Below are 17,793 nucleotides of genomic sequence, written 5' to 3'. Positions count from 1 at the left end.
TCATGGTCAGCCTGACTCTTCCTGGCGAGCAGGCGGCGCTGCACACGACGACGCCGGTCGCGGGCCGTGCGCATGTGCAGATCCGCGGGCTGAGCAAACGCTATGACGGCCAGTCGCAGGATGCGCTGAAGCACATCGACCTGCAGGTTAAACGCGGCGAGATTTTTGGCATCATAGGCCGCAGCGGCGCGGGCAAATCGACGCTGATCCGCTGTCTGAACCGGCTGGAAAATCCGACGCAGGGTGCGGTGGTGATTGACGGTATCGATCTCAGTTCACTGAGCGCCAGCCAGCTGGTGCAGTGGCGGCGCCGCACCGGCATGATTTTTCAGCACTTCAATTTACTGTCCGCTAAAACGGTGCGGCAAAACATTGAACTGCCGATGAAGGTGGCCGGCATACCGGCGGCGCAACGGCGGCAAAAAGTGGATGAGCTGCTGGCGCTGGTTGGGCTGGAGGCGCGCCAGCATGCCTGGCCGGCGCAACTCTCTGGCGGGCAGAAGCAGCGCGTCGGCATTGCGCGCGCGCTGGTGCACGATCCGGAACTGCTGCTGTGCGACGAAGCAACCTCGGCGCTGGATCCGGAAACCACGCGCGCCATCCTCGCGCTGCTGAAAAAAATCAATCAGCAGCGTTATATCACTATTGTGCTGATCACCCATGAGATGGACGTGGTGCACGATCTGTGTCACCAGGTGGCGGTGATCGATCAGGGTGAAATCATTGAGCGCGGTCCGGTGTGGCAGGTGTACAGCGATCCGCAGCATGAGACGACGCGGCAGTTGCTTAATCCGCAATTCGGCGCGCTGCCGGAGGCCATCCAGCCGCTGCTGACGCCGCAACGTCAGGACGTGGACTCGCGTTTGCTGGTGCGGCTGCGCTACAGCGGGCAGGGTGCGCAGCCGGATCTGGCGGCGATCAGCGCACAGGTCAGCGGCGAGCTGACGCTACTGTATAGCGCGGTTGAATGGGTCGATCGCAAACCCACCGGCCAGCTGTTACTGCTGCTGAATGCCCGGCACGACGCGCCGGCAGCCCTTGCCGCGCTTCATCCGCTGGCGGACCAACTGGAGGTTGCAGGTTATGTCACTGGCTATTGATCGTTTATGGCAGGGATTGCTGGATACGCTGCTGATGGTCGGCGTGTCGTCGCTGCTGGCACTGCTGATCGGTTTACCGATGGCGGTGATTCTGGTGGTGACCGGGCGCGGCGATCTGTTCCCCAATCCGCTGCTCAACCGGCTGCTGGGCTGGCTGGTGAACCTGTTCCGCTCGATTCCGTTTTTGATTCTGATGGTGGCGCTGATCCCGTTTACCCGCTGGATTGTCGGCACTACCTACGGCGTCTGGGCGGCCGTGGTGCCGCTGACGCTGGCGGCGACGCCGTTTTTTGCCCGCATCGCGGAGGTGAGTCTGCGCGAAGTGGATAAAGGGCTGACGGAAGCGGCGCAGGCGATGGGCTTTCAGCGCTGGCATATTGTCTGGCACGTGCTGCTGCCAGAAGCGCGGCCTGGCATCGTCAGCGGTTTTACCATTACGCTGGTGACGATGATTAATGCCTCGGCGATGGCCGGTGCGATCGGCGCCGGCGGGCTGGGCGATCTGGCTTATCGTTACGGCTACCAGCGTTTCGATATGCAGGTCATGCTCACGGTGATCGTGGTGCTGGTGGCACTGGTCACGCTGCTGCAGCTGTGTGGCGACCGGCTGTCGCGCCGCCTGAACCATCGCTAAAGGCGTTTTACCTGATCTGCAGGCCGTCAAGCGCCGCCAGCAGCGCGTCGACCTTCGGCAGCAGCTGTTTGCGCCGCGGCCAAATCACCGACAGTGGCAGACCGTCCGGCTGCTGCTGCGGCACAATCACTTCCAGCACGCCGCTCGCCAGCGCGTCACGCACCAGCCATGACGGCATCTGCGCCACCCCGAGGCCAGCGCACAGCGCCTGCATTTGTGCATCCACGTCACCCAGCGCCATGCGAGACGGCACCTGACGCCAGTGCGGATGTCCATCCTCCGTGGTGAACAGCCACGGCTTGGTGCTGCCGTCAACGCGCTCGTACAGAATCGCCCGATGCTGCAGCAACTCACTCTCGCTGGTCGGTCTGCCTGCGCGCGCCAGATAGTCCGGCGCGGCGCAAAACACCATACGTTCGCGGCCCATCGGCCGGCAGCCGAGCGAGGCGGGCAGATCGGGCGAACCGCCGATGCGCACCGCGACATCAATGCCCTCATCAAACAGATCAATAAAGCGATCGGAAAAGGTCAGGCTGAGTTCCACATCCGGATGCTGCTGACAGAACGGAATCAGCAGCGGCATCACGCCGAGCCGGCCATAGGTATTCGGCACTGCCAGCCGCAATCGCCCGGAAGGAATGGTGCGCTGCGCCGCCAGTACCGCTTCGGCTTCCGCCAGCTCCTCCATAATGCGCAGGCAGGTCTGGTAATAGGCGCTGCCGGCGTCGGTGAGCGTCAGGCTGCGGGTGGTGCGCTCCAGCAGGCGTGAGCCGAGCCGCGCTTCCAGCCGCGTCACGCTTTTACTGATGGCGGAACCGGTCAGGTGCAGACGCTCAGCGGCAGCGGCAAAACTGCCGCTTTCAACACTGGCGACAAAAGGAACGATGTCTTTCAGACGCTGATCGTGCATGTATTAGTGAACCCAGTTCAGGAATGATGTGAATTAATGCCACGGCTAAGAATTTAATTCTCTATTACGCTAAGGATAACTGCAACAGAGGAGATTCGAAATGCAAAAACAGGCGTTAATCGTGGGGATCAGCGGGGTTATCGGTCGTGCGCTGGCGGAAAGGCTGCAAAGCGAGGGCTGGCAGGTAACCGGTTTGTCGCGCGGACGCGGTGCTATTCCGGAAGGCTGCCGCAGTCTGACGGCCGATCTGACCGATGCAGAAGCGGTGCGCAATGCGCTGGCGCAGGAAAAACCGGATGCGCTGTTCTTTAGCGTCTGGTCACGCCAGGCGAATGAAAAAGAGAACATTCGCGTTAACGGCGGCATGGTGCATAACGTCATTGCCGCGCTCGGCGAGCGGCTGAACGGTGCGCATGTGGCACTGGTGACCGGGCTGAAGCACTATCTTGGTCCGTTCGAAGCGTATGGCAAAGGTGCGGTGCCGGTGACGCCGTTCCGCGAAGAGCAGGGACGTCAGCCGGTCGATAACTTTTACTATGCGCAGGAAGATGAAGTGTTTGCAGGCGCAGAGCAATATGGCTACAGCTGGAGCGTGCACCGTCCGCACACCATCATCGGTTATGCATTGGGTAACGCTATGAACATGGGGCAGACGCTGGCCGTTTACGCCACGCTGTGCCGTGAAAAAGGCTGGCCGTTCATCTTTCCCGGCTCGCCGGAGCAGTGGAACGGTCTGGCCGATGTCACCGAAGCCGGTTTACTGGCGGAACAGCTGCTGTGGGCGACCCGTGCTGAAGGGGCTGCCAATCAGGATTTCAACGCGGTGAACGGCGATGTGTTTCGCTGGAACTGGCTGTGGCCGCGTCTGGCAGACTATTTCGGTATTGAAGCTGCAGACTATCCGGCGCAGATGATGCCGCTGGAAGGACGCATGCAGGAAGCCGCAGCGGCCTGGCGTGAAATCGCTGCGCGCTATCAGCTGCGTGAAGCGGACATCGATAAACTGGCGTCGTGGTGGCACACCGATGCGGATTTGGGACGGCCGATGGAGGCGTTTACCGATATGAGCAAGAGCCGTAAAGCCGGCTTTACCGGCTATCGCGCCACGCTGGATTCCTTCACCCAGCTGTTCGACCGGCTGCGGGCGGAGCGCATCATTCCCTGATAGCGTCACTGGCCGGCGTCGTCAGGCGATCTGCACCCAGCGCCGGCCAAGCAATACGGTCAGCACGATGATGCTCACGATGGCCGCCAGGTGCTGCAGCAAATCCAGCGCATGCAGGTGCACCGGATGACAGAACGCCAGCAGGCTTACCGCCATGCAGGCGACGCCCAGGCCCGCCATGGCCAGACTGCGGGACGGATAGAGCGTCCGCGTCCGGCGCAGACTGATGATGGTCAGCAGCAGCATCGGCAGACTCACCACCAGCAGGAAAACAAAGCACGGCAGCGTGTCGTGCTGCTGCAGCGGCGCGGCCGTCTGCAGCAGACTGCTGGCGCTCAATCCCAGCCACAGCAGGCCCGGCGGCAACAGCAGCTTTGCGCTGATGCCGCGCCGGCCGGCAATGCTGAGTTCAAAGGCGCTGCGCATCGCCAGCAGCCCGAGGATAAAAGCCAGCATCAGTTGCAGCGCGGCCTGCATCGCGCCGGCCTGCGACCAGTCGGTCAGGGTGCGCGGCACCAGCAAACTGGCCGCGATGCCGGCCGGTAGCGCCAGCGCCAGCCAGCCCAGCACGCGTTTTCCGGTCGCCGGCGGGCGTTTCACCGGGCGCAGATCGCGCCCCAGTTTTTCAATCAGCAAATGATGGTCAGTCATGGTTTGCTCCAAAGCGGCGCAGATTGATGAGCGCGCGGTGCAACAGCGATTTCACCGCCGATACGCTCAGATTATGGTGTGCCGCCGCCTCGTTCAGGCTCATTTCATGCAAATGAACATGCTCAACGATTTCACGCTGACGCAGCGGCAGCTGGCTGAGATAGCCCGCCAGCTCCTGCCGGGTGTCCAGCTGCTGCTGTTCTGCCGTGCTGGCGGGATCGGCGGCCTGAGCGTCGTCAAGCGTACAGTGCTGCTGGCGGCCGCGGCGGCGCAGGGCATCAATCGCGCGCGCCGAGACTATCGCCGTCAGCCAGGGCAGAAAAGGGTAAGCGGGATCGTAGGTATGGCGCACGCGATGCAGCGTGAGCAGCACATCCTGAATCACATCTTCCGTTAAGGCTTCATCGCTCAGCCTGCGCCGCACCTGTGCGCGTATCACCGGCACCAGCGCCCGCAGCAGCCGGGTATAGGCACACTGATCCCCGGCCTGCGCGCATTCCATCAGTCCGGGCCAGTTTTCACGTGCGCTATCGCCTGTGTGCATACGCTGCCTTGTTGCCGTTACGTCTTCTTCGCTGCCGCCTGGTTTAACGCATCCACTACGATGCCGGGTGTCAGCACCTGCGGCAGTACTTTCGGTGGTCCGCCATCAGCCGGATACACCAGGTACATTGGTAAACCGCCCTGACCAAACTCACTCATCACGTCATCAACGTCCGGGTTAAATTTAGTCGAGTCTGCCACCATGTACAGCGTACCGGTTTTCGCCAGTGCGGTTTTCACCGCCTGGGTCGACAGCGAGGTCTTCTCGTTCACCTGACAGGTGATGCACCATGATGCGGTAAAATCGACAAAAATTGCTTTGCCATGCCCGCGCTGAGCGGCCACCGCCTGCGGCGTCCACGTCTGTTTGCTGACTTGCGCCTGTATATCGCCTTGCAGCGCCGCGCCTGGCTTGATCAGCCCCGGCAGCGGCGCGATCACCGCAATCAGCAATATCGCCGTGACGCTGAACAGCGCTTTGTGCCCTTTTCCGGCAAAGCGGCGCTGCTGCGCCATGCCATACAGCCAGCCGGCAAACGCCAGCACCACCGAGGCGGCCAGCACAACAGCCAGCGCGCTGCTGCCCGCCTGCTGGGCCAGAATCCACACCAGCCAGGCCCAGGCACCGAGCATGGGAAAGGCCAGCCCGCGCTTAAGGATATCCATCCAGACGCCAGGGCGCGGTAAAAATCGCGCCAGCGGTGGGAAAAGCGACAGCAGGGTAAACGGCGCGGCAAAGCCGAGCGCCAGCGCAAAGAAAATAACCAGCGCAACCGCAGGGGGCTGCACCAGCGCGTAGCCGATGGCGCTGGCCATAAAGGGCGCGGCGCAGGGTGTGGCTACGATGATCGCCAGTGCACCGGTCAGCGCGGAACGCAAAAAAGCGCCGCGCTGAATGTCGATGGCCCCGACGCGCTGCACCGTTAGTCCCACCTCAAAGACGCCAAGCAGGTTAAGCGCGGCAGCCAGCATCACCAGCGACAGCAGGGCGATCACCAGCGGTGACTGCAGCTGAAAGCCCCAGCCGACCGCGGCACCACCCGCGCGCGCGGCCAGCAGAATACCGGCCAGCGCCATCATGGTCACCAGCACGCCGAGCAGGAAACCAAGGCCTTCACGGCGCGCGCTGGCAGCCTGGCTTTGATGGCGCAACAGGCCAAGCGCTTTCAGCGAAATTACCGGAAAGACGCACGGCATGAGGTTGAGGATGATGCCGCCCAAAAAGGCGGCCAGCATCGCGGTTAACATGGCTGGCCTCTCACTTACTGCGCTTGCGGATGCGCAGCGTCATACTCTTTCACCGCCGCCAGCGCTTTTTCGATATGGGTATCCGGGTTTCTGTCGGTATAACTCAGCAGAATATTGCCGTTGGGGGCAATCACATAAGAGGTGCGGTCAGACAGCGTTTTGCCTTTTATCTGCATCAGCGTTTTATATTCGGCGGCCACTTTGGCACCCGGATCGGCAGCCACGGCGAATTTGTCACGACACTCCAGCTTAGAAAAATCGCTGATCTGCTCGGTGTTACCGGCAGTGACGCCAATCACCGTGGCGCCCATTTTTTTGAAATCATCCGTGGCTTCGGCGAAGTCGTGCGCCTCAATGGTACAACCCGCGCTGAAGGCCGCCGGGAAGAAGTAGAGCACCACCGGCCCTTTTTGCAGCGCCTGCTGCAGCGAGAAGGTGAGCGGCTTGCCGGCCAGCGCGCCCTGAAGTTCAAAGTCAGGTGCTTTGGCCCCGACGGGCAGCGCCGCGCTGGCAGCGAAGGCGGCGAGGCTCAGCGTGGTGCCAAGGGTGAGGGTAGCGATGAGATGCCTGATAGTTGTCATGATCTGCTCCTGCGGTGAAAGAGGTCCGGTTGGGGGTGTTCAGCCAGACAGTTCGCCGCAGTCGGTAAAAAGTTGCGCGGAGGGCAAAAAAAAGCAGGGCAGATCCCTTTTTCCCGTCTCGTTTATTTATTCTTTGCGTGAAATCCTTACAATAATCGCCTGATGTTTTTTTAGGTTTTAGATATGTCTTCAACGTCTTGCGATAAACAGAACAGTGAAACCCAGCAGCTGCTGGCCTCCCTTGAACAGCACATTGCCGAGCCGCCTCCCCGGGTGCAGCCGGTGCCGGAAGATTTCTGGCAGCAGCTGGAGACGCTGACCCACGGCGACGACGCCTGACTCAGTTGTGCGGCTGAATACCGTGGCACACCATGCTCAGGGTGTGCTGCAGAATCATTTCGGTATCAAAGCCCGGCTCGTGGGCAAAGCGGGTAAAGGGCACCAGTACCATGCTGAGAATTGAGGTCATCAGCACATCGACATTCAGCTGGTTGTTCAGTAATCCCTGCTGCTGCCACTGAATCAGCAACGCGCGAATCCGTTCGCGTCCGGCATGACCGTGACGCTGTTTCAGCGTGCCGCCCAGCCCCTGACCACTGGCGACTTCCTGCAGCCACAGCGGTGCGAACCAGTCATGACTCAGCACGATATCCGCGAACTCTTTAATAAATCCGCTGATCGCAGCGACAGGTTCACTATTCTCTTCGACAAAATGCGCTTCCAGCCGTTGCCGTAATGGCACAAAGCGTTCCGCGACCACGGTATCCAGCAGTGACTCGCGCGACTGAAAATAGTAATTCAGCATGGCCGGGCTGACGCCGGCTTTACGGGCTATGGCGTTGAGCGAGGTTTCCGCGATGCCGTTTTGCGCATACAGCGCGAGCGTGATGTCCAGCAGATGCTCGCGCTGCTGGGCATTGATTGCGCCGCCGCGTGGACGGCCCGGCCGGCGGGGTTTATCAGAAGGCGCTGTCTCGCTCTCCATCACTTTTTGTGCGGTCATCTTTACGTACTCACGGGTTTTGTGTCAGACTTCGCTTAATATTAATTGTGCATTTAATTAATTTCAAACGGTGTCGTTATGGAACCTCAATCTATCACATCGCAGCGCGACAGCGGGGCAACCAGCCCGCCTTCCATTCGCCTGCTGATGGGCGCGCTGATGCTGGTGATGCTGCTGTCCGCGCTTGATCAGACTATCGTCTCGACCGCGCTGCCGACTATCGTCGGCGAACTGGGCGGGCTGGATCGCCTGTCGTGGATCGTCACTGCTTACATGCTGGCCTCAACCCTGGTCGTGCCGCTGTATGGCAAATTTGGCGATCTGTTTGGCCGCCGAACGGTGCTGCAAATCTCGGTGGTGCTGTTTTTGCTGGGCTCGGCGCTGTGCGGGCTGGCGCAAAACATGCCGCAGCTGATTTTTACCCGTGCGCTGCAGGGACTGGGCGGCGGCGGATTAATGGTGGTGAGCATGGCGGCTGTCGCGGATGTCATTCCGCCCGCCGATCGCGGCCGGTACCAGGGCCTGTTTGGCGGCGTGTTTGGTCTGGCGACGGTGATTGGGCCGCTGCTGGGCGGTTTTATCGTGCAGCACATGTCCTGGCGCTGGATTTTCTACATTAATCTGCCGCTCGGCCTGCTGGCGCTGCTGATCATTAATGCGGTGTTTAAAGCGGATAGCCGACGCAAACCCCATGAAATCGATTATCCGGGTGCGGTGTTTCTCAGCCTGGCGCTGGTGGGCGTGACGCTGTTTACCAGTGAAGGCGGCACGCTGCGCGAATGGTCAGATCCCCAGCTATGGTGCATTCTGGCCATGGGGCTGGTTGGCGTGTTGGGGTTTATTTACGAGGAGCGACGCGCCTGGGAACCGATCATTCCGCTCGATCTGTTCCGCAATCGCAGTTTTTCCCTCGCCAGTCTGATGGCGTTTATTATCGGCATGGCGCTGTTTGGCAGCGTGACGTTTTTGCCGCTTTATCTGCAGGTGGTAAAAAACGCCACGCCCACCGAGGCCGGACTACAGCTGTTACCGCTGATGGGCGGGCTGCTGGTCACCTCAATCATTAGTGGTCGCATGATTAGCCGCAGCGGGAAATACCGTTTGTTCCCCATCGCCGGGACGCTACTGGCCACAACCGGGATGGCGCTGATGACCACGCTGACGCTGGATGCGCCGCTCTGGCACATTTATCTGTTCTCCAGCGTGCTCGGCATGGGAATGGGCATGACTATGCAGGTGCTGGTGCTGGCGGTGCAAAATGCGGTGACGCCCGATCGCATCGGCGTAGCGACCTCATCGGTTACGCTGTTTCGCTCGGTGGGCGGTTCGATCGGCGTTGCGCTGTTTGGCGCTGTGTTCAGTCACGTGCTGAAATCCGGAGCGACCCGACTGATAGAGCAGGGTAACGTGCTGCCGCCTTCGCTGGATCCAGTCGCCGTGAACCATTTGCCTGCAGCGCTGCGTCAGGCTTATTTGCTGGTGTTCAGTGATGCGGTGCATGCCGCATTTCAGATGGCCGCCGGCGTTATGCTATTGGCTTTTATACTTTCGCTGCTGCTGCCGGAGTCGCCGCTGCGCGATAACGTGCGCAAATAAGCTTTCCGGTTATTTCGCAGCAGGTCCGTCGGTCAGGCTGCGGAATAAAATTTAAACGCAATTTGCCGGATAAATATGCGTTGTCGGCGCAAAGCAGCAAAACATATAGATTTTTATCCTAAATACATAGCGTTACCTTTCTGTAAACTTAGGTAAAAATAGTGAAGACAGCGAGAATTCGGGCGGAGACGCTTTATTTCTGCAACTTCTTTACGGTATAAATCTGCTATCCCTGTTATCCACTGTGAAACGTCACCCTATGATTGCTACTGCGGCCCGCAACCTGATTGCCTGCCTGATGTTATTAACCCTGGCTGGCTGCTCGTCTCACTCCTCGCCAGCACCGGAGCAGGAAAGTGTTGATACCTCGCAGGACGGTGGTAAACAGCCCGATTTAATTCCGGTAATAGCCGCTTTGCACGATCAAATGCATTCGTGGGAAGGCACCAAATATCAGTGGGGCGGAACGCAATTATCCGGCGTTGACTGTTCCGGATTTGTCTGGCGCACCTTAAAAGATCGTTTCAATATTCCCATGGATCGCGTCACAACGCGTGAACTGATTGTCATGGGTAAGCCGGTTGATCAGGCGCATTTACAGCCTGGCGACTTAGTGTTCTTCCGCATTAAGCATGAGCTGCACGTCGGCTTTTACGACACCGATCGCCAGTTCCTGCACGCCTCAGTTAGCCAGGGCGTGATGCGCTCGTCACTGAATAATCCGTACTGGAAATCGGTATATTTAGAAGCCAGACGACTTCCGCGCGAGCAGAATTCGCAGATCAGTTTCAATTATAAAAATAAAGTCTGAGGTCAGACATCTCTCCACAAAGCCGCGGCGCGACGTTTTCGCGCCCGTGCTCAGACCCATCCTGCCGTCAACCATCCGTCTCCTGTTTCAGTGGCAATTCGCCTTCAACATGATGGCTGCTTTAACGCTCTGTGCCGCTTTATGGGCATTGAGATCTAATCAACCTATTGATTATAAATAAATAATTTAAATATCATGCATTAACAATTAGTGCGATCATAGTATTCGCACTAATTATCAATTTTGTAATAGTAAACATGGTTATTATTATTCCCATCGAAGGCACAGCGCCTTCTCATCAAACGCTAAGGAATATGACCATGAAAGCTATCAAAACACTGACCATTGCAGCCGCCGCCGCGCTTTCCCTGATGTCTGCTGCCAGCTTCGCGCAAACCGTTTCAGCCACCTCCACCACACTGGATGGTGCCGAAGCGAAAATTGCCGCTCAGGCTCAGCAGCAGGGTGCGCAATATAAAATTCTGGAAGCCAGCACCAACAACCTGGTGCACATGACCGCTGAACTCTACAAATAACGGATGGTTGCACAGGGATGTGCCAGAACGGGTCGCCTGACGGGCGGCCTTTTTTGTCGTGCAGTCAGGCTCGCAGCGTATCAATCATTCTGGCGATATTGCTGAATTTGCAGCGCAGACTGTCTGGCAGGAGAACGCAATATGCTGAACAACGTGGATATCAACCGGCAGGCGCTGGCTTTTGCAGATGCATTACGCACGCAACGCCATGCTCACGTTCCGGTGATTCGTTTTGCCCACTGGCCGCAATTTATCGCGACGGTGCGCGCTGAGCTGGCGCAACCAGGCAATCAGAAATAATTAGCACGATCACGATAACCGCACTAATTATCAATTGCAGTATAGTAACCTGAGTTATTATTAGTTCCATCGAAGGCACACAGCCTTCAGCCACAACCATTAAGGAATAAGACCATGAAAACCATTAAAGCTATGTCAATCGCCGCTGTTGCCGCTCTTTCACTGATGTCAGCTGCCAGCTTTGCCCAGAGCGTAACCGTGACTTCCTCTACGCTGGACGGTGCAGAAGCTAAAATCGCCGCGCAGGCGCAACAGCAGGGCGCTCAGTATAAAATTACTGAAGCCAACACCAACAACCGCGTGCACATGACGGCTGAACTGTATAACTAAGTTCAGACTGGTTCACTGCGTTAAGGCCGCCTTCGGGCGGCTTTGCTGTTTCCGGCCCGGCTGAAAGCTATCAAAAGCAGCAGGCTGGCGTTCGAAATTTGACCAACCCTGCTCAGCGGGCGCAACAGGCGGAGCCCAGGCGTTTATCCACAGGATAAGCCAGCCTCTTTGCACGTCAGTTGTGGATAACTGCTTTAATATCAAACCGTCAGGCGATAAACGCTGAGTGGATTTCCCGACTTACACGTCGGTTATTTTGTCAGAAATGAATCCGGTTGCGGCTAAATAAACGCGAAGCGGGTGAGTTTATTACACCATTTCAAAACACATTACGTTTGCGTAATCTGCACCGTTATTTTTTCTGGTCGTCGTCAAAATGGCGAGAGGGAATCAGATTTTTCTCTTTATTAACCGGCGTTCTTTTCGACCGGCCTTTGTCCAGCAGGCAGTCGCGGCAACAGGCTATTTGCGGATGGTGGATACGCGCTACCGTCAGCGCCTGATGCACGGTATACAAAGAGCCGATAAAGCGCTTTTCTTCTTCAAATTCCAGTACGTAACAGCCTTTTTTATGCAATACCCAGCCGGCGTCCGGATCGTGACATAAATAAAAATAGTGCGGTTCTAACATAACTTACTCTCGGGCGAGTGATAGCCATCGAATAGATAATCGGTGATGTGTCTAAATTAGAGACGCGTTCAGTCTACGCCGATGATGACCTGCGGGGCTAATTGATTTAATGACTTTCGGATTAGACCTGAAATGACCGGACCAGCATGAATAACGTGCCGGTCCGGTTGCTGATTTTATTCGCTGGCGAGCGCGGCGACCGGATCCATTCGTGCGGCTTTGCGCGCGGGCAGATAACCAAATATCATGCCGATAATGGTTGAGCAGGCAAACGCTGCGCCAGCCGATTGCCACGAGTAAATGGCGGTCAGCACGCCGCCAGCCAGTAGTGAAATGACCGGACCTATCACCAGAGACAGCGCCACGCCGAGCGATCCGCCCACCAGGCACACCAGCACCGCCTCAATCATAAATTGCTGCATAATGTCGCCGCGTCGCGCACCCACCGCCATGCGCACACCAATCTCGTGGGTGCGTTCGGTCACCGACACCAGCATGATGTTCATTACGCCAATACTGCCGATCATGAGCGCAATCGAAGCCACCAGTAAAATCAGCAGCGTCAGCGTGGCCGCCGCACCTTCTATCGCTTTACGATACTTGTCCCGGTTGAACATCAGGAAATCTTTGGTGCCGTGGCGCGCCGTCAGCAGCTGGGTGAGCGATTCCACCGCCGCACCGCTCACCACATCATCTTTAAGTTTGATGCTTATGCTGGTGAGCGCGGTCTGACCGCTGATGCGATACATCACCGTGCTCCACGGCAGCCAGACGCTGAGACGGTTGGGCGAAAGCCCATCTTCATTGTTGGCCACGCCAATAACCCGCACCGGCACCGATCCCAGCACAATCATTTTGCCAATCGGGCTCGGGCCCTGTTCGCCAAATAATTTATTGCGTGTGTTGATATCAATAATGACTTCCTGGCGCGCGTGCCGCTCATCGCTGAAGTTGCTGCCTTCCACCAGCTTAATGCCCTGAATGCGAAAATAGTCGACGCCTACGCCGGAAACTGAAGTTTTGGAGGCGTTGGCCAGGTAGCGAATGGGTTGTGTGGCGATGATCTCCGGACTGACGGCGGCGACAAACTGCTGGCGCGCAATCACATCGGCATCGGCCATCACCAGGGTTTGTACCGGATGCGCATCATCCTCGACATAATCGCCCCCGGCATAGATAGAAACCACATTGGTACCCAGTCCGGAAATGCTCTCCAGCGTTTTTTCCCGCGCGCCCTGGCCCAGCGCCACCACGGTGACGACGGCGGCAATGCCAAAGATGATGCCGGTCATAGTCAGTGCGGTGCGCAGGCGGTGGGCGTTCATGGCATTCAGCGCCATGCGTAATGATTCGCGCAGCCGGTCAAGCAGACCGCGGAATCTGCTTTGCCGCTTGCGTGGCGCTGGCGTAAAGTGCGTTTTTGCGGCCGTGGCAGCGCTGCCGCTGTCGGCAAAAATCTCGCCGTCCTGAATTTCAATGATGCGTTCCGCGTGCTGCGCCACTTTCATATCGTGGGTAACGATAATCACTGTGTGACCTTCGCGGTTCAGTTCGCTGAGGATGCGCAGCACTTCTTCACCGGAGTGCGAATCGAGCGCGCCGGTGGGCTCATCGGCGAGGATAATTTCGGCACCGTTGATCAGTGCACGCGCAATACTGACACGCTGCTGCTGGCCGCCTGACAGCTCGCCCGGCTTATGCTGTTCGCGCCCCTGTAATCCGAGCCGTGCCAGCAGCTGTGCGGCGCGCTGACGGCGTGCGGTGCCGGATAAATTGGCGTAAATCGCCGGTATTTCAACGTTGCTCAGCGCGCTGAGATCCGGCATCAGGTGATAGCGCTGAAAGATAAAGCCGATGTGCTCGCGCCGCACTTGCGCCAGCGCATCGGGCGAGAGCGTGGCGGTATTTTTACCGCCAATCAGGTAATTACCGCTGTCCGGCGCATCAAGGCAGCCAAGAATGTTCAGCAGCGTGGATTTGCCTGAGCCCGAGGGCCCGATGATCGCCACCATTTCGCCGCTGGCAATCTGCAGATTAATGTTTTTCAGCACCTGCAGGGATTGCGAACCATTGACGTAGCTGCGCTGAATGTTGTGCAGTTCGATGATATTCACATCACCACCTTGTCCGCGCCCGGCTGCTGCGTGGCAAGGATCACTTTTTCCCCTAAGCGCAGCCCGCTTAGCACCTGAATGTCAACGCTGTCGCTGATGCCGGTGGTGATGTAGCGCTTCTCTGGCTGATTATTTTGATCCGTAATTTCGACGTAAGTACGACCATCGCTGGCCTTTTTCGTGGCCTGTACCGGCACCAGCAGCGCGTTTTTCGCCTGGTCACGCAGCAGATTAACCTGCGCCGTCATGGAGATGCGCAGCGCATTATCCGGGTTCGGCACATCAAGCAGGGCGTTGTAATAGACCGCCGCGTTCGTGCTGCTCACGGTATTGCTTTCGCTGTTGCCCATCAGCGCATCATCTTTCATCACCGACTCAGGGGCCAGTTCGATGCTGCGCAGCGTGGCGTTGTAGCGTTTATCCGGATTGGCGAAGGTGGTAAACCACGCCTGCTGGCCGGGCTGAATATTGGTAATATCCGCCTCGGAGATTTGTACTTTGATGGTCATGGTGCCGAGCTGCGCCAGTTTGGCGATGGTCGGGGCGCTCTGCACGGCGTTTACGGTCTGGCCCTGCTTCGTGACGATAGCCACCACCGTGCCGTCAATGGGTGCCATGATGCGCGTGTAGCCGAGATCGAGTTGCTTTTTATCCACTTCGATCTGCGCCTGAATCACCCGCGCCTGCTGCGCCGTCAGCTCTGCCTGGGCGATGCGCCACGCTTCGGCGGCGGTATCAAAATCCTGGCGGGAAACGGCATTGGTTTTAACCATCTGCTGCAGGCGCTGAAACTGTGCCTGCTGGCGTACCAGCGTAGCCTGACGGGTCTGTAAATCCGCCTGCGCCACGCTCAGCGCCGCCTGTGCATTACGCAGATCGCTGCGCTGCGGCTGATCATCGATCTCCGCGATCAGCTGGCCCTTGCGCACGTTGTCGCCAGCTTTGATATACAGCTTTTTCACCTGACCGGAGACCTGTGCACCGACGTTAACGCGCTCAATCGCGTCCATTTTGCCGGTGGCGGCAATCACGTTTTCGATGTCGCCCTGGCGCACCGCGGCGGTCATCAGCGGATTGGGTTTACTGCGTGACGCCGAATACGCCCAGAGAACCAGAATAATCACCAGCGCGGTCAGCGCGGCAAACAACCATTTTTTCGTCATTGTGTGCATCATCGTCCCTTAAATTTAGCGAGAATAATAATCACTAAGCGGGACAAACTGGAGAAAAATTCTGCGGAATTTTGTCAGCCGCAGGGGAGTGCGCCATCCCTGGCGCAGGTTGTGGGTTTGCGATACCCCGTTAGTCAATCCGTTCAGAGCAGATTCAGCTGTTGCTTCAGCTGCGCAATCTCCCTGCGCCACTGCTGCTGCTGCGCCGGCTTCTGATGCTTTGCCTTACGCGCTTCGTCCTGCTGCAGCTTTTCTTCCAGCATCAGCAGCGCCTGCAACAGTGCATCTTCATCGCCCGGGCGGCCATCGACGGCGGCAGCGGCAAGCGGGTGATCGACTGGCACATGGGCGGTGGCCAGCCTGGCGGTTACCTGCGACCAGTCGTGCCACTCGCTCAGCTGCTGCTGTTCAATCAGCCAGAAGCGATTGCAGCTGCTGGCGATCAGGCTGCGGTCGTGAGACACCAGCAGCACCGCGCCGGCGAACTGCTGCAGCGCCTGCGCCAGCTCCTCTTTGCCTGTCATATCCAGATGGTTGGTCGGTTCATCCAGCAGCAGCAGCGAGTAGCGCGCCAGCGTTAGGCCGACAAACAGCAGGCGCGAGCGCTCACCACCGCTGAGGGAGGCAACCTTCTGCTGGTGGCGCAGCCAGGGAAAGCCTGCGCTAATCAGCGCCATTTTGCACTGCTCATCGCTCAGCGCAGCGAAACCGTGCAATGCCGCGCTTAATGTCTGGTCGTCACGCAACTGTTGCAGGCTCTGGTCGTAATAGCCGACGCGGGCGCGCGGATGAAACAGCGGGCTGTCGCCTTGCTGCCAGCTGTGCCACAGCTGGCGCAGCAGTGAGGATTTGCCGCAGCCGTTGTGGCCGACAATCGCGATGCGATCGCCACTTTTCACCTGCAGCGCGGGCAGGGAAAAAAGGGTCGGCGCCCCGGCAGCAGGCTGAATCGACATCGGCGGCAGCGCCAGCACGCGATCCGCCTGCAGCGCTTCGCCCTGTAACTGCAGCTGCCACGGACTGCCGGCGCTGAGCGTGGTCTGCGCGGCTTTCAGCCAGTCGATGCGCTTCTCCATCTGTTTTGCTTTACGCGCCAGACCTTCGTTGTCATAGGTCCGACCCCAGATCGCCAGCCGTTTTGCACTGCTCTCAACCCGGGCGATCTCCTGCTGCTGTGCCTGGTGGCGCTGCGCATCCGCCTCATCCTGCTGCGCCAGCGCCTCGCGGGCGGCCGTGCAGGGCAGACGGAAAACATGCAGCGTGCGATCGCGCAGGATTGCGCTGCAGTTGGTGACGCGGTCCAGCAGCGCGCTGTCGTGGGACACCAGCACAAAGCTGCCCTGCCAGCCGATCAGAAAATTCTCCAGCCACAGTAGGGTCGGCAGGTCGAGATGGTTACCCGGTTCGTCCAGCAACAGTAAATCGGGCTGCAGAATCAGCGCGCGCGCCAGCAACAGCCGCATATGCTGTCCGCCGCTCAGCGTCGCGGCGGTTTGTGACTGCTGCGCTGTGCTGAAACCCAGCGTATGCAGCAGCGCCTCAGCACGCCAGCGCTCGCTGTTGCGCTGTGCTGCGGGCAGCCGGGCGATCACGCCATCCAGCAATGAGGCCTCAAGTAACGTTTCCGGCAGATGTTGTTCAATGCGCGCCAGCAGACAGTGGCTGGCGGGCGTGACGCTGCCGTGACTGGCGGCCAGTTCACCGCTGAGAATTTTCAGCAGGGTACTTTTACCGCTGCCGTTGTCGCCAATCAGGCCGATGCGGTCGCCTTTTTTCAGGCTGAAATCCAGGGAATGGAAAAGCGGGCCAAAGGCATTGTCGAAGCCGACGGCGTGTGCGGAAAGGAGTGTGCTCATCTACTTACTCTCAAGTTGCAGGCGCAAAAAGGCCTGACGTCAGAATTTCGCTGACGACAACCCGGTAAGCCGGAGAGAAGGGATTAGATTGTCAGAACTTCGCTCAGGCGGATTATCGCAGCACGAGTGCGGTAAAACCTGAGCGGGTCCAGTCACCATAGAAGTGTGAGTAAACAAACAGTTCACACGACGGCATAGGGATCCTCCTTAGTTATCAGCAGGTGAATAAGTCAGCCGATAATAGTGGCGGTGTGCGGCTTTTTCCAGCGATTTGTATCGGCGCTGGTATAGTATGGCGTCAAAGCCTGATTGATATCACAGGAGAGTGAATATGCTGATTTATGACGTTTTTGGCCGGCACATTGGCGTTCTGCGTAAGGAGGATGGCTGGCAGGTATTTCGCGTCGACGTGACAGAAAGAAAATTTTCGCGCATGTTTGATATCGCTATTCCAGATGATATGCCAGAAGACGAAATTGCAGGCTGGCTGGGTGATATCTTTCATGAAGCTGCAACTGAGCATCATCCCGATGTGAAACGCATCGAATGAAAACCTGATTGTGTTTTCAAAGTCCGGCTCGGGCATAAAGCGGACTTAGCACAAGTCCATGT

General features: G+C 58.2%; 20 protein-coding genes. 10 read left to right on the top strand and 10 right to left on the bottom strand.

The window, feature by feature from the left end; genetic code table 11:
- Window positions 1-2: 2 nt before the first annotated feature.
- The gene (locus tag C1Y43_RS06420) at window positions 3-1,100 is read left to right on the top strand and encodes a methionine ABC transporter ATP-binding protein (protein ID WP_104187510.1); all 1,098 of its coding nucleotides are present in this window, start codon (window positions 3-5) and stop codon (window positions 1,098-1,100) included.
- Window positions 1,084-1,734 carry a methionine ABC transporter permease gene (locus C1Y43_RS06415; protein WP_021508962.1) on the top strand — a complete coding sequence of 217 codons (651 nt, stop codon included), beginning with the start codon at window positions 1,084-1,086 and terminating at the stop codon, window positions 1,732-1,734. Before C1Y43_RS06420 ends, C1Y43_RS06415 begins: the two co-directional genes overlap by 17 nt.
- Window positions 1,735-1,741: 7 nt before the next feature.
- On the opposite strand, the gene C1Y43_RS06410 is transcribed toward C1Y43_RS06415, so the two are convergent.
- Window positions 1,742-2,644 (bottom strand): LysR family transcriptional regulator, encoded by a 903-nt coding sequence (locus C1Y43_RS06410; protein WP_104187508.1) that lies wholly within the window; start codon window positions 2,642-2,644, stop codon window positions 1,742-1,744.
- A gap of 100 nt (window positions 2,645-2,744) precedes the next feature.
- Here C1Y43_RS06410 and C1Y43_RS06405 point away from each other — a divergent pair, with 100 nt between their 5' ends.
- Window positions 2,745-3,809 carry an SDR family oxidoreductase gene (locus tag C1Y43_RS06405; RefSeq protein WP_104187507.1) on the top strand — a complete coding sequence of 355 codons (1,065 nt, stop codon included), beginning with the start codon at window positions 2,745-2,747 and terminating at the stop codon, window positions 3,807-3,809.
- A 21-nt stretch (window positions 3,810-3,830) separates the two neighbouring features.
- On the opposite strand, the gene C1Y43_RS06400 is transcribed toward C1Y43_RS06405, so the two are convergent.
- Genes C1Y43_RS06400 through C1Y43_RS06385 form a run of 4 tightly spaced genes read right to left on the bottom strand, consistent with a single transcriptional unit; the run spans window position 3,831 to window position 6,832 of the window.
- Complete coding sequence (locus tag C1Y43_RS06400) at window positions 3,831-4,460, bottom strand: NrsF family protein (RefSeq protein ID WP_104187505.1); 630 nt, start codon at window positions 4,458-4,460, stop codon at window positions 3,831-3,833.
- Window positions 4,453-5,004, bottom strand: a complete 552-nt coding sequence (locus C1Y43_RS06395; protein WP_104187503.1) for a sigma-70 family RNA polymerase sigma factor — start codon at window positions 5,002-5,004, stop codon at window positions 4,453-4,455. Before C1Y43_RS06395 ends, C1Y43_RS06400 begins: the two co-directional genes overlap by 8 nt.
- 17 nt (window positions 5,005-5,021) lie before the next feature.
- Window positions 5,022-6,251, bottom strand: coding sequence for a protein-disulfide reductase DsbD (locus tag C1Y43_RS06390; protein WP_104187502.1), 1,230 nt, complete (start codon window positions 6,249-6,251; stop codon window positions 5,022-5,024).
- Window positions 6,252-6,265: 14 nt separating this feature from the next.
- The gene (locus C1Y43_RS06385; protein ID WP_021508968.1) at window positions 6,266-6,832 is read right to left on the bottom strand and encodes a peroxiredoxin; all 567 of its coding nucleotides are present in this window, start codon (window positions 6,830-6,832) and stop codon (window positions 6,266-6,268) included.
- Window positions 6,833-7,015: 183 nt separating this feature from the next.
- Here C1Y43_RS06385 and C1Y43_RS23780 point away from each other — a divergent pair, with 183 nt between their 5' ends.
- A complete protein-coding gene (locus C1Y43_RS23780; protein ID WP_021508969.1) occupies window positions 7,016-7,171 on the top strand; it encodes a hypothetical protein in 156 nt (51 codons plus the stop codon).
- Between the two features lies 1 nt (window position 7,172).
- Here the strand turns inward: C1Y43_RS23780 and C1Y43_RS06380 are convergent, their stop codons facing one another.
- Entirely contained in the window at window positions 7,173-7,835 is a 663-nt protein-coding gene (locus C1Y43_RS06380; protein ID WP_104187500.1) for a TetR/AcrR family transcriptional regulator, read from the bottom strand.
- Window positions 7,836-7,913: 78 nt separating this feature from the next.
- Between C1Y43_RS06380 and C1Y43_RS06375 the strand changes: the two genes are divergently transcribed.
- From C1Y43_RS06375 to C1Y43_RS06360, 5 genes are all read left to right on the top strand, one after another.
- The gene (locus tag C1Y43_RS06375; RefSeq protein ID WP_104187499.1) at window positions 7,914-9,431 is read left to right on the top strand and encodes an MDR family MFS transporter; all 1,518 of its coding nucleotides are present in this window, start codon (window positions 7,914-7,916) and stop codon (window positions 9,429-9,431) included.
- Between the two features lie 259 nt (window positions 9,432-9,690).
- Window positions 9,691-10,242, top strand: coding sequence for a C40 family peptidase (locus C1Y43_RS06370; RefSeq protein ID WP_104187497.1), 552 nt, complete (start codon window positions 9,691-9,693; stop codon window positions 10,240-10,242).
- A 320-nt stretch (window positions 10,243-10,562) separates the two neighbouring features.
- Window positions 10,563-10,778, top strand: a complete 216-nt coding sequence (locus C1Y43_RS06365) for a YdgH/BhsA/McbA-like domain containing protein (RefSeq protein WP_059009207.1) — start codon at window positions 10,563-10,565, stop codon at window positions 10,776-10,778.
- A gap of 141 nt (window positions 10,779-10,919) precedes the next feature.
- The gene (locus tag C1Y43_RS23915) at window positions 10,920-11,078 is read left to right on the top strand and encodes a hypothetical protein (RefSeq protein WP_164861079.1); all 159 of its coding nucleotides are present in this window, start codon (window positions 10,920-10,922) and stop codon (window positions 11,076-11,078) included.
- Window positions 11,079-11,192: 114 nt separating this feature from the next.
- Window positions 11,193-11,408, top strand: a complete 216-nt coding sequence (locus tag C1Y43_RS06360; protein ID WP_021508975.1) for a YdgH/BhsA/McbA-like domain containing protein — start codon at window positions 11,193-11,195, stop codon at window positions 11,406-11,408.
- Between the two features lie 352 nt (window positions 11,409-11,760).
- Here the strand turns inward: C1Y43_RS06360 and C1Y43_RS06355 are convergent, their stop codons facing one another.
- The 4 genes from C1Y43_RS06355 to C1Y43_RS06340 form a co-directional block, all read right to left on the bottom strand.
- Window positions 11,761-12,039: a hypothetical protein gene (locus C1Y43_RS06355; RefSeq protein WP_021508976.1), complete on the bottom strand. Its 279-nt coding sequence runs from the start codon at window positions 12,037-12,039 to the stop codon at window positions 11,761-11,763.
- A 176-nt stretch (window positions 12,040-12,215) separates the two neighbouring features.
- On the bottom strand, window positions 12,216-14,153 hold the full coding sequence (locus tag C1Y43_RS06350) for a MacB family efflux pump subunit (RefSeq protein WP_104187495.1): 1,938 nt from the start codon (window positions 14,151-14,153) through the stop codon (window positions 12,216-12,218).
- The gene (locus C1Y43_RS06345) at window positions 14,150-15,325 is read right to left on the bottom strand and encodes an efflux RND transporter periplasmic adaptor subunit (RefSeq protein ID WP_104187493.1); all 1,176 of its coding nucleotides are present in this window, start codon (window positions 15,323-15,325) and stop codon (window positions 14,150-14,152) included. The genes C1Y43_RS06350 and C1Y43_RS06345 overlap by 4 nt, the downstream gene beginning before the upstream one ends.
- A 143-nt stretch (window positions 15,326-15,468) precedes the next feature.
- Window positions 15,469-17,181 carry an ABC-F family ATP-binding cassette domain-containing protein gene (locus C1Y43_RS06340; protein WP_104187491.1) on the bottom strand — a complete coding sequence of 571 codons (1,713 nt, stop codon included), beginning with the start codon at window positions 17,179-17,181 and terminating at the stop codon, window positions 15,469-15,471.
- 331 nt (window positions 17,182-17,512) lie between these two features.
- Here C1Y43_RS06340 and C1Y43_RS06335 point away from each other — a divergent pair, with 331 nt between their 5' ends.
- Window positions 17,513-17,731 (top strand): hypothetical protein, encoded by a 219-nt coding sequence (locus C1Y43_RS06335; protein WP_088517359.1) that lies wholly within the window; start codon window positions 17,513-17,515, stop codon window positions 17,729-17,731.
- Window positions 17,732-17,793: the final 62 nt, after the last annotated feature.

The sequence above is a fragment of the Pantoea sp. ICBG 828 genome (assembly GCF_002928355.1).
GTDB lineage: Bacteria > Pseudomonadota > Gammaproteobacteria > Enterobacterales > Enterobacteriaceae > Pantoea > Pantoea dispersa.
The sequence above is the reverse complement of the archived record's forward strand: the minus strand, read 5'-3'. Positions and strand labels throughout refer to the sequence as shown.

Coding starts and splice junctions, on each gene's coding strand:
- C1Y43_RS06340 (WP_104187491.1), bottom strand. CDS start 17,181: ATGAGCACACTCCTTTCCGCACACGCCGTCGGCTTCGACAATGCCTTT.
- C1Y43_RS23780 (WP_021508969.1), top strand. CDS start 7,016: ATGTCTTCAACGTCTTGCGATAAACAGAACAGTGAAACCCAGCAGCTG.
- C1Y43_RS06410 (WP_104187508.1), bottom strand. CDS start 2,644: ATGCACGATCAGCGTCTGAAAGACATCGTTCCTTTTGTCGCCAGTGTT.
- C1Y43_RS06420 (WP_104187510.1), top strand. CDS start 3: ATGGTCAGCCTGACTCTTCCTGGCGAGCAGGCGGCGCTGCACACGACG.
- C1Y43_RS06405 (WP_104187507.1), top strand. CDS start 2,745: ATGCAAAAACAGGCGTTAATCGTGGGGATCAGCGGGGTTATCGGTCGT.
- C1Y43_RS06415 (WP_021508962.1), top strand. CDS start 1,084: ATGTCACTGGCTATTGATCGTTTATGGCAGGGATTGCTGGATACGCTG.
- C1Y43_RS06390 (WP_104187502.1), bottom strand. CDS start 6,251: ATGTTAACCGCGATGCTGGCCGCCTTTTTGGGCGGCATCATCCTCAAC.
- C1Y43_RS06380 (WP_104187500.1), bottom strand. CDS start 7,835: ATGACCGCACAAAAAGTGATGGAGAGCGAGACAGCGCCTTCTGATAAA.
- C1Y43_RS23915 (WP_164861079.1), top strand. CDS start 10,920: ATGCTGAACAACGTGGATATCAACCGGCAGGCGCTGGCTTTTGCAGAT.
- C1Y43_RS06395 (WP_104187503.1), bottom strand. CDS start 5,004: ATGCACACAGGCGATAGCGCACGTGAAAACTGGCCCGGACTGATGGAA.
- C1Y43_RS06385 (WP_021508968.1), bottom strand. CDS start 6,832: ATGACAACTATCAGGCATCTCATCGCTACCCTCACCCTTGGCACCACG.
- C1Y43_RS06355 (WP_021508976.1), bottom strand. CDS start 12,039: ATGTTAGAACCGCACTATTTTTATTTATGTCACGATCCGGACGCCGGC.
- C1Y43_RS06365 (WP_059009207.1), top strand. CDS start 10,563: ATGAAAGCTATCAAAACACTGACCATTGCAGCCGCCGCCGCGCTTTCC.
- C1Y43_RS06335 (WP_088517359.1), top strand. CDS start 17,513: ATGCTGATTTATGACGTTTTTGGCCGGCACATTGGCGTTCTGCGTAAG.
- C1Y43_RS06360 (WP_021508975.1), top strand. CDS start 11,193: ATGAAAACCATTAAAGCTATGTCAATCGCCGCTGTTGCCGCTCTTTCA.
- C1Y43_RS06370 (WP_104187497.1), top strand. CDS start 9,691: ATGATTGCTACTGCGGCCCGCAACCTGATTGCCTGCCTGATGTTATTA.
- C1Y43_RS06345 (WP_104187493.1), bottom strand. CDS start 15,325: ATGCACACAATGACGAAAAAATGGTTGTTTGCCGCGCTGACCGCGCTG.
- C1Y43_RS06400 (WP_104187505.1), bottom strand. CDS start 4,460: ATGACTGACCATCATTTGCTGATTGAAAAACTGGGGCGCGATCTGCGC.
- C1Y43_RS06375 (WP_104187499.1), top strand. CDS start 7,914: ATGGAACCTCAATCTATCACATCGCAGCGCGACAGCGGGGCAACCAGC.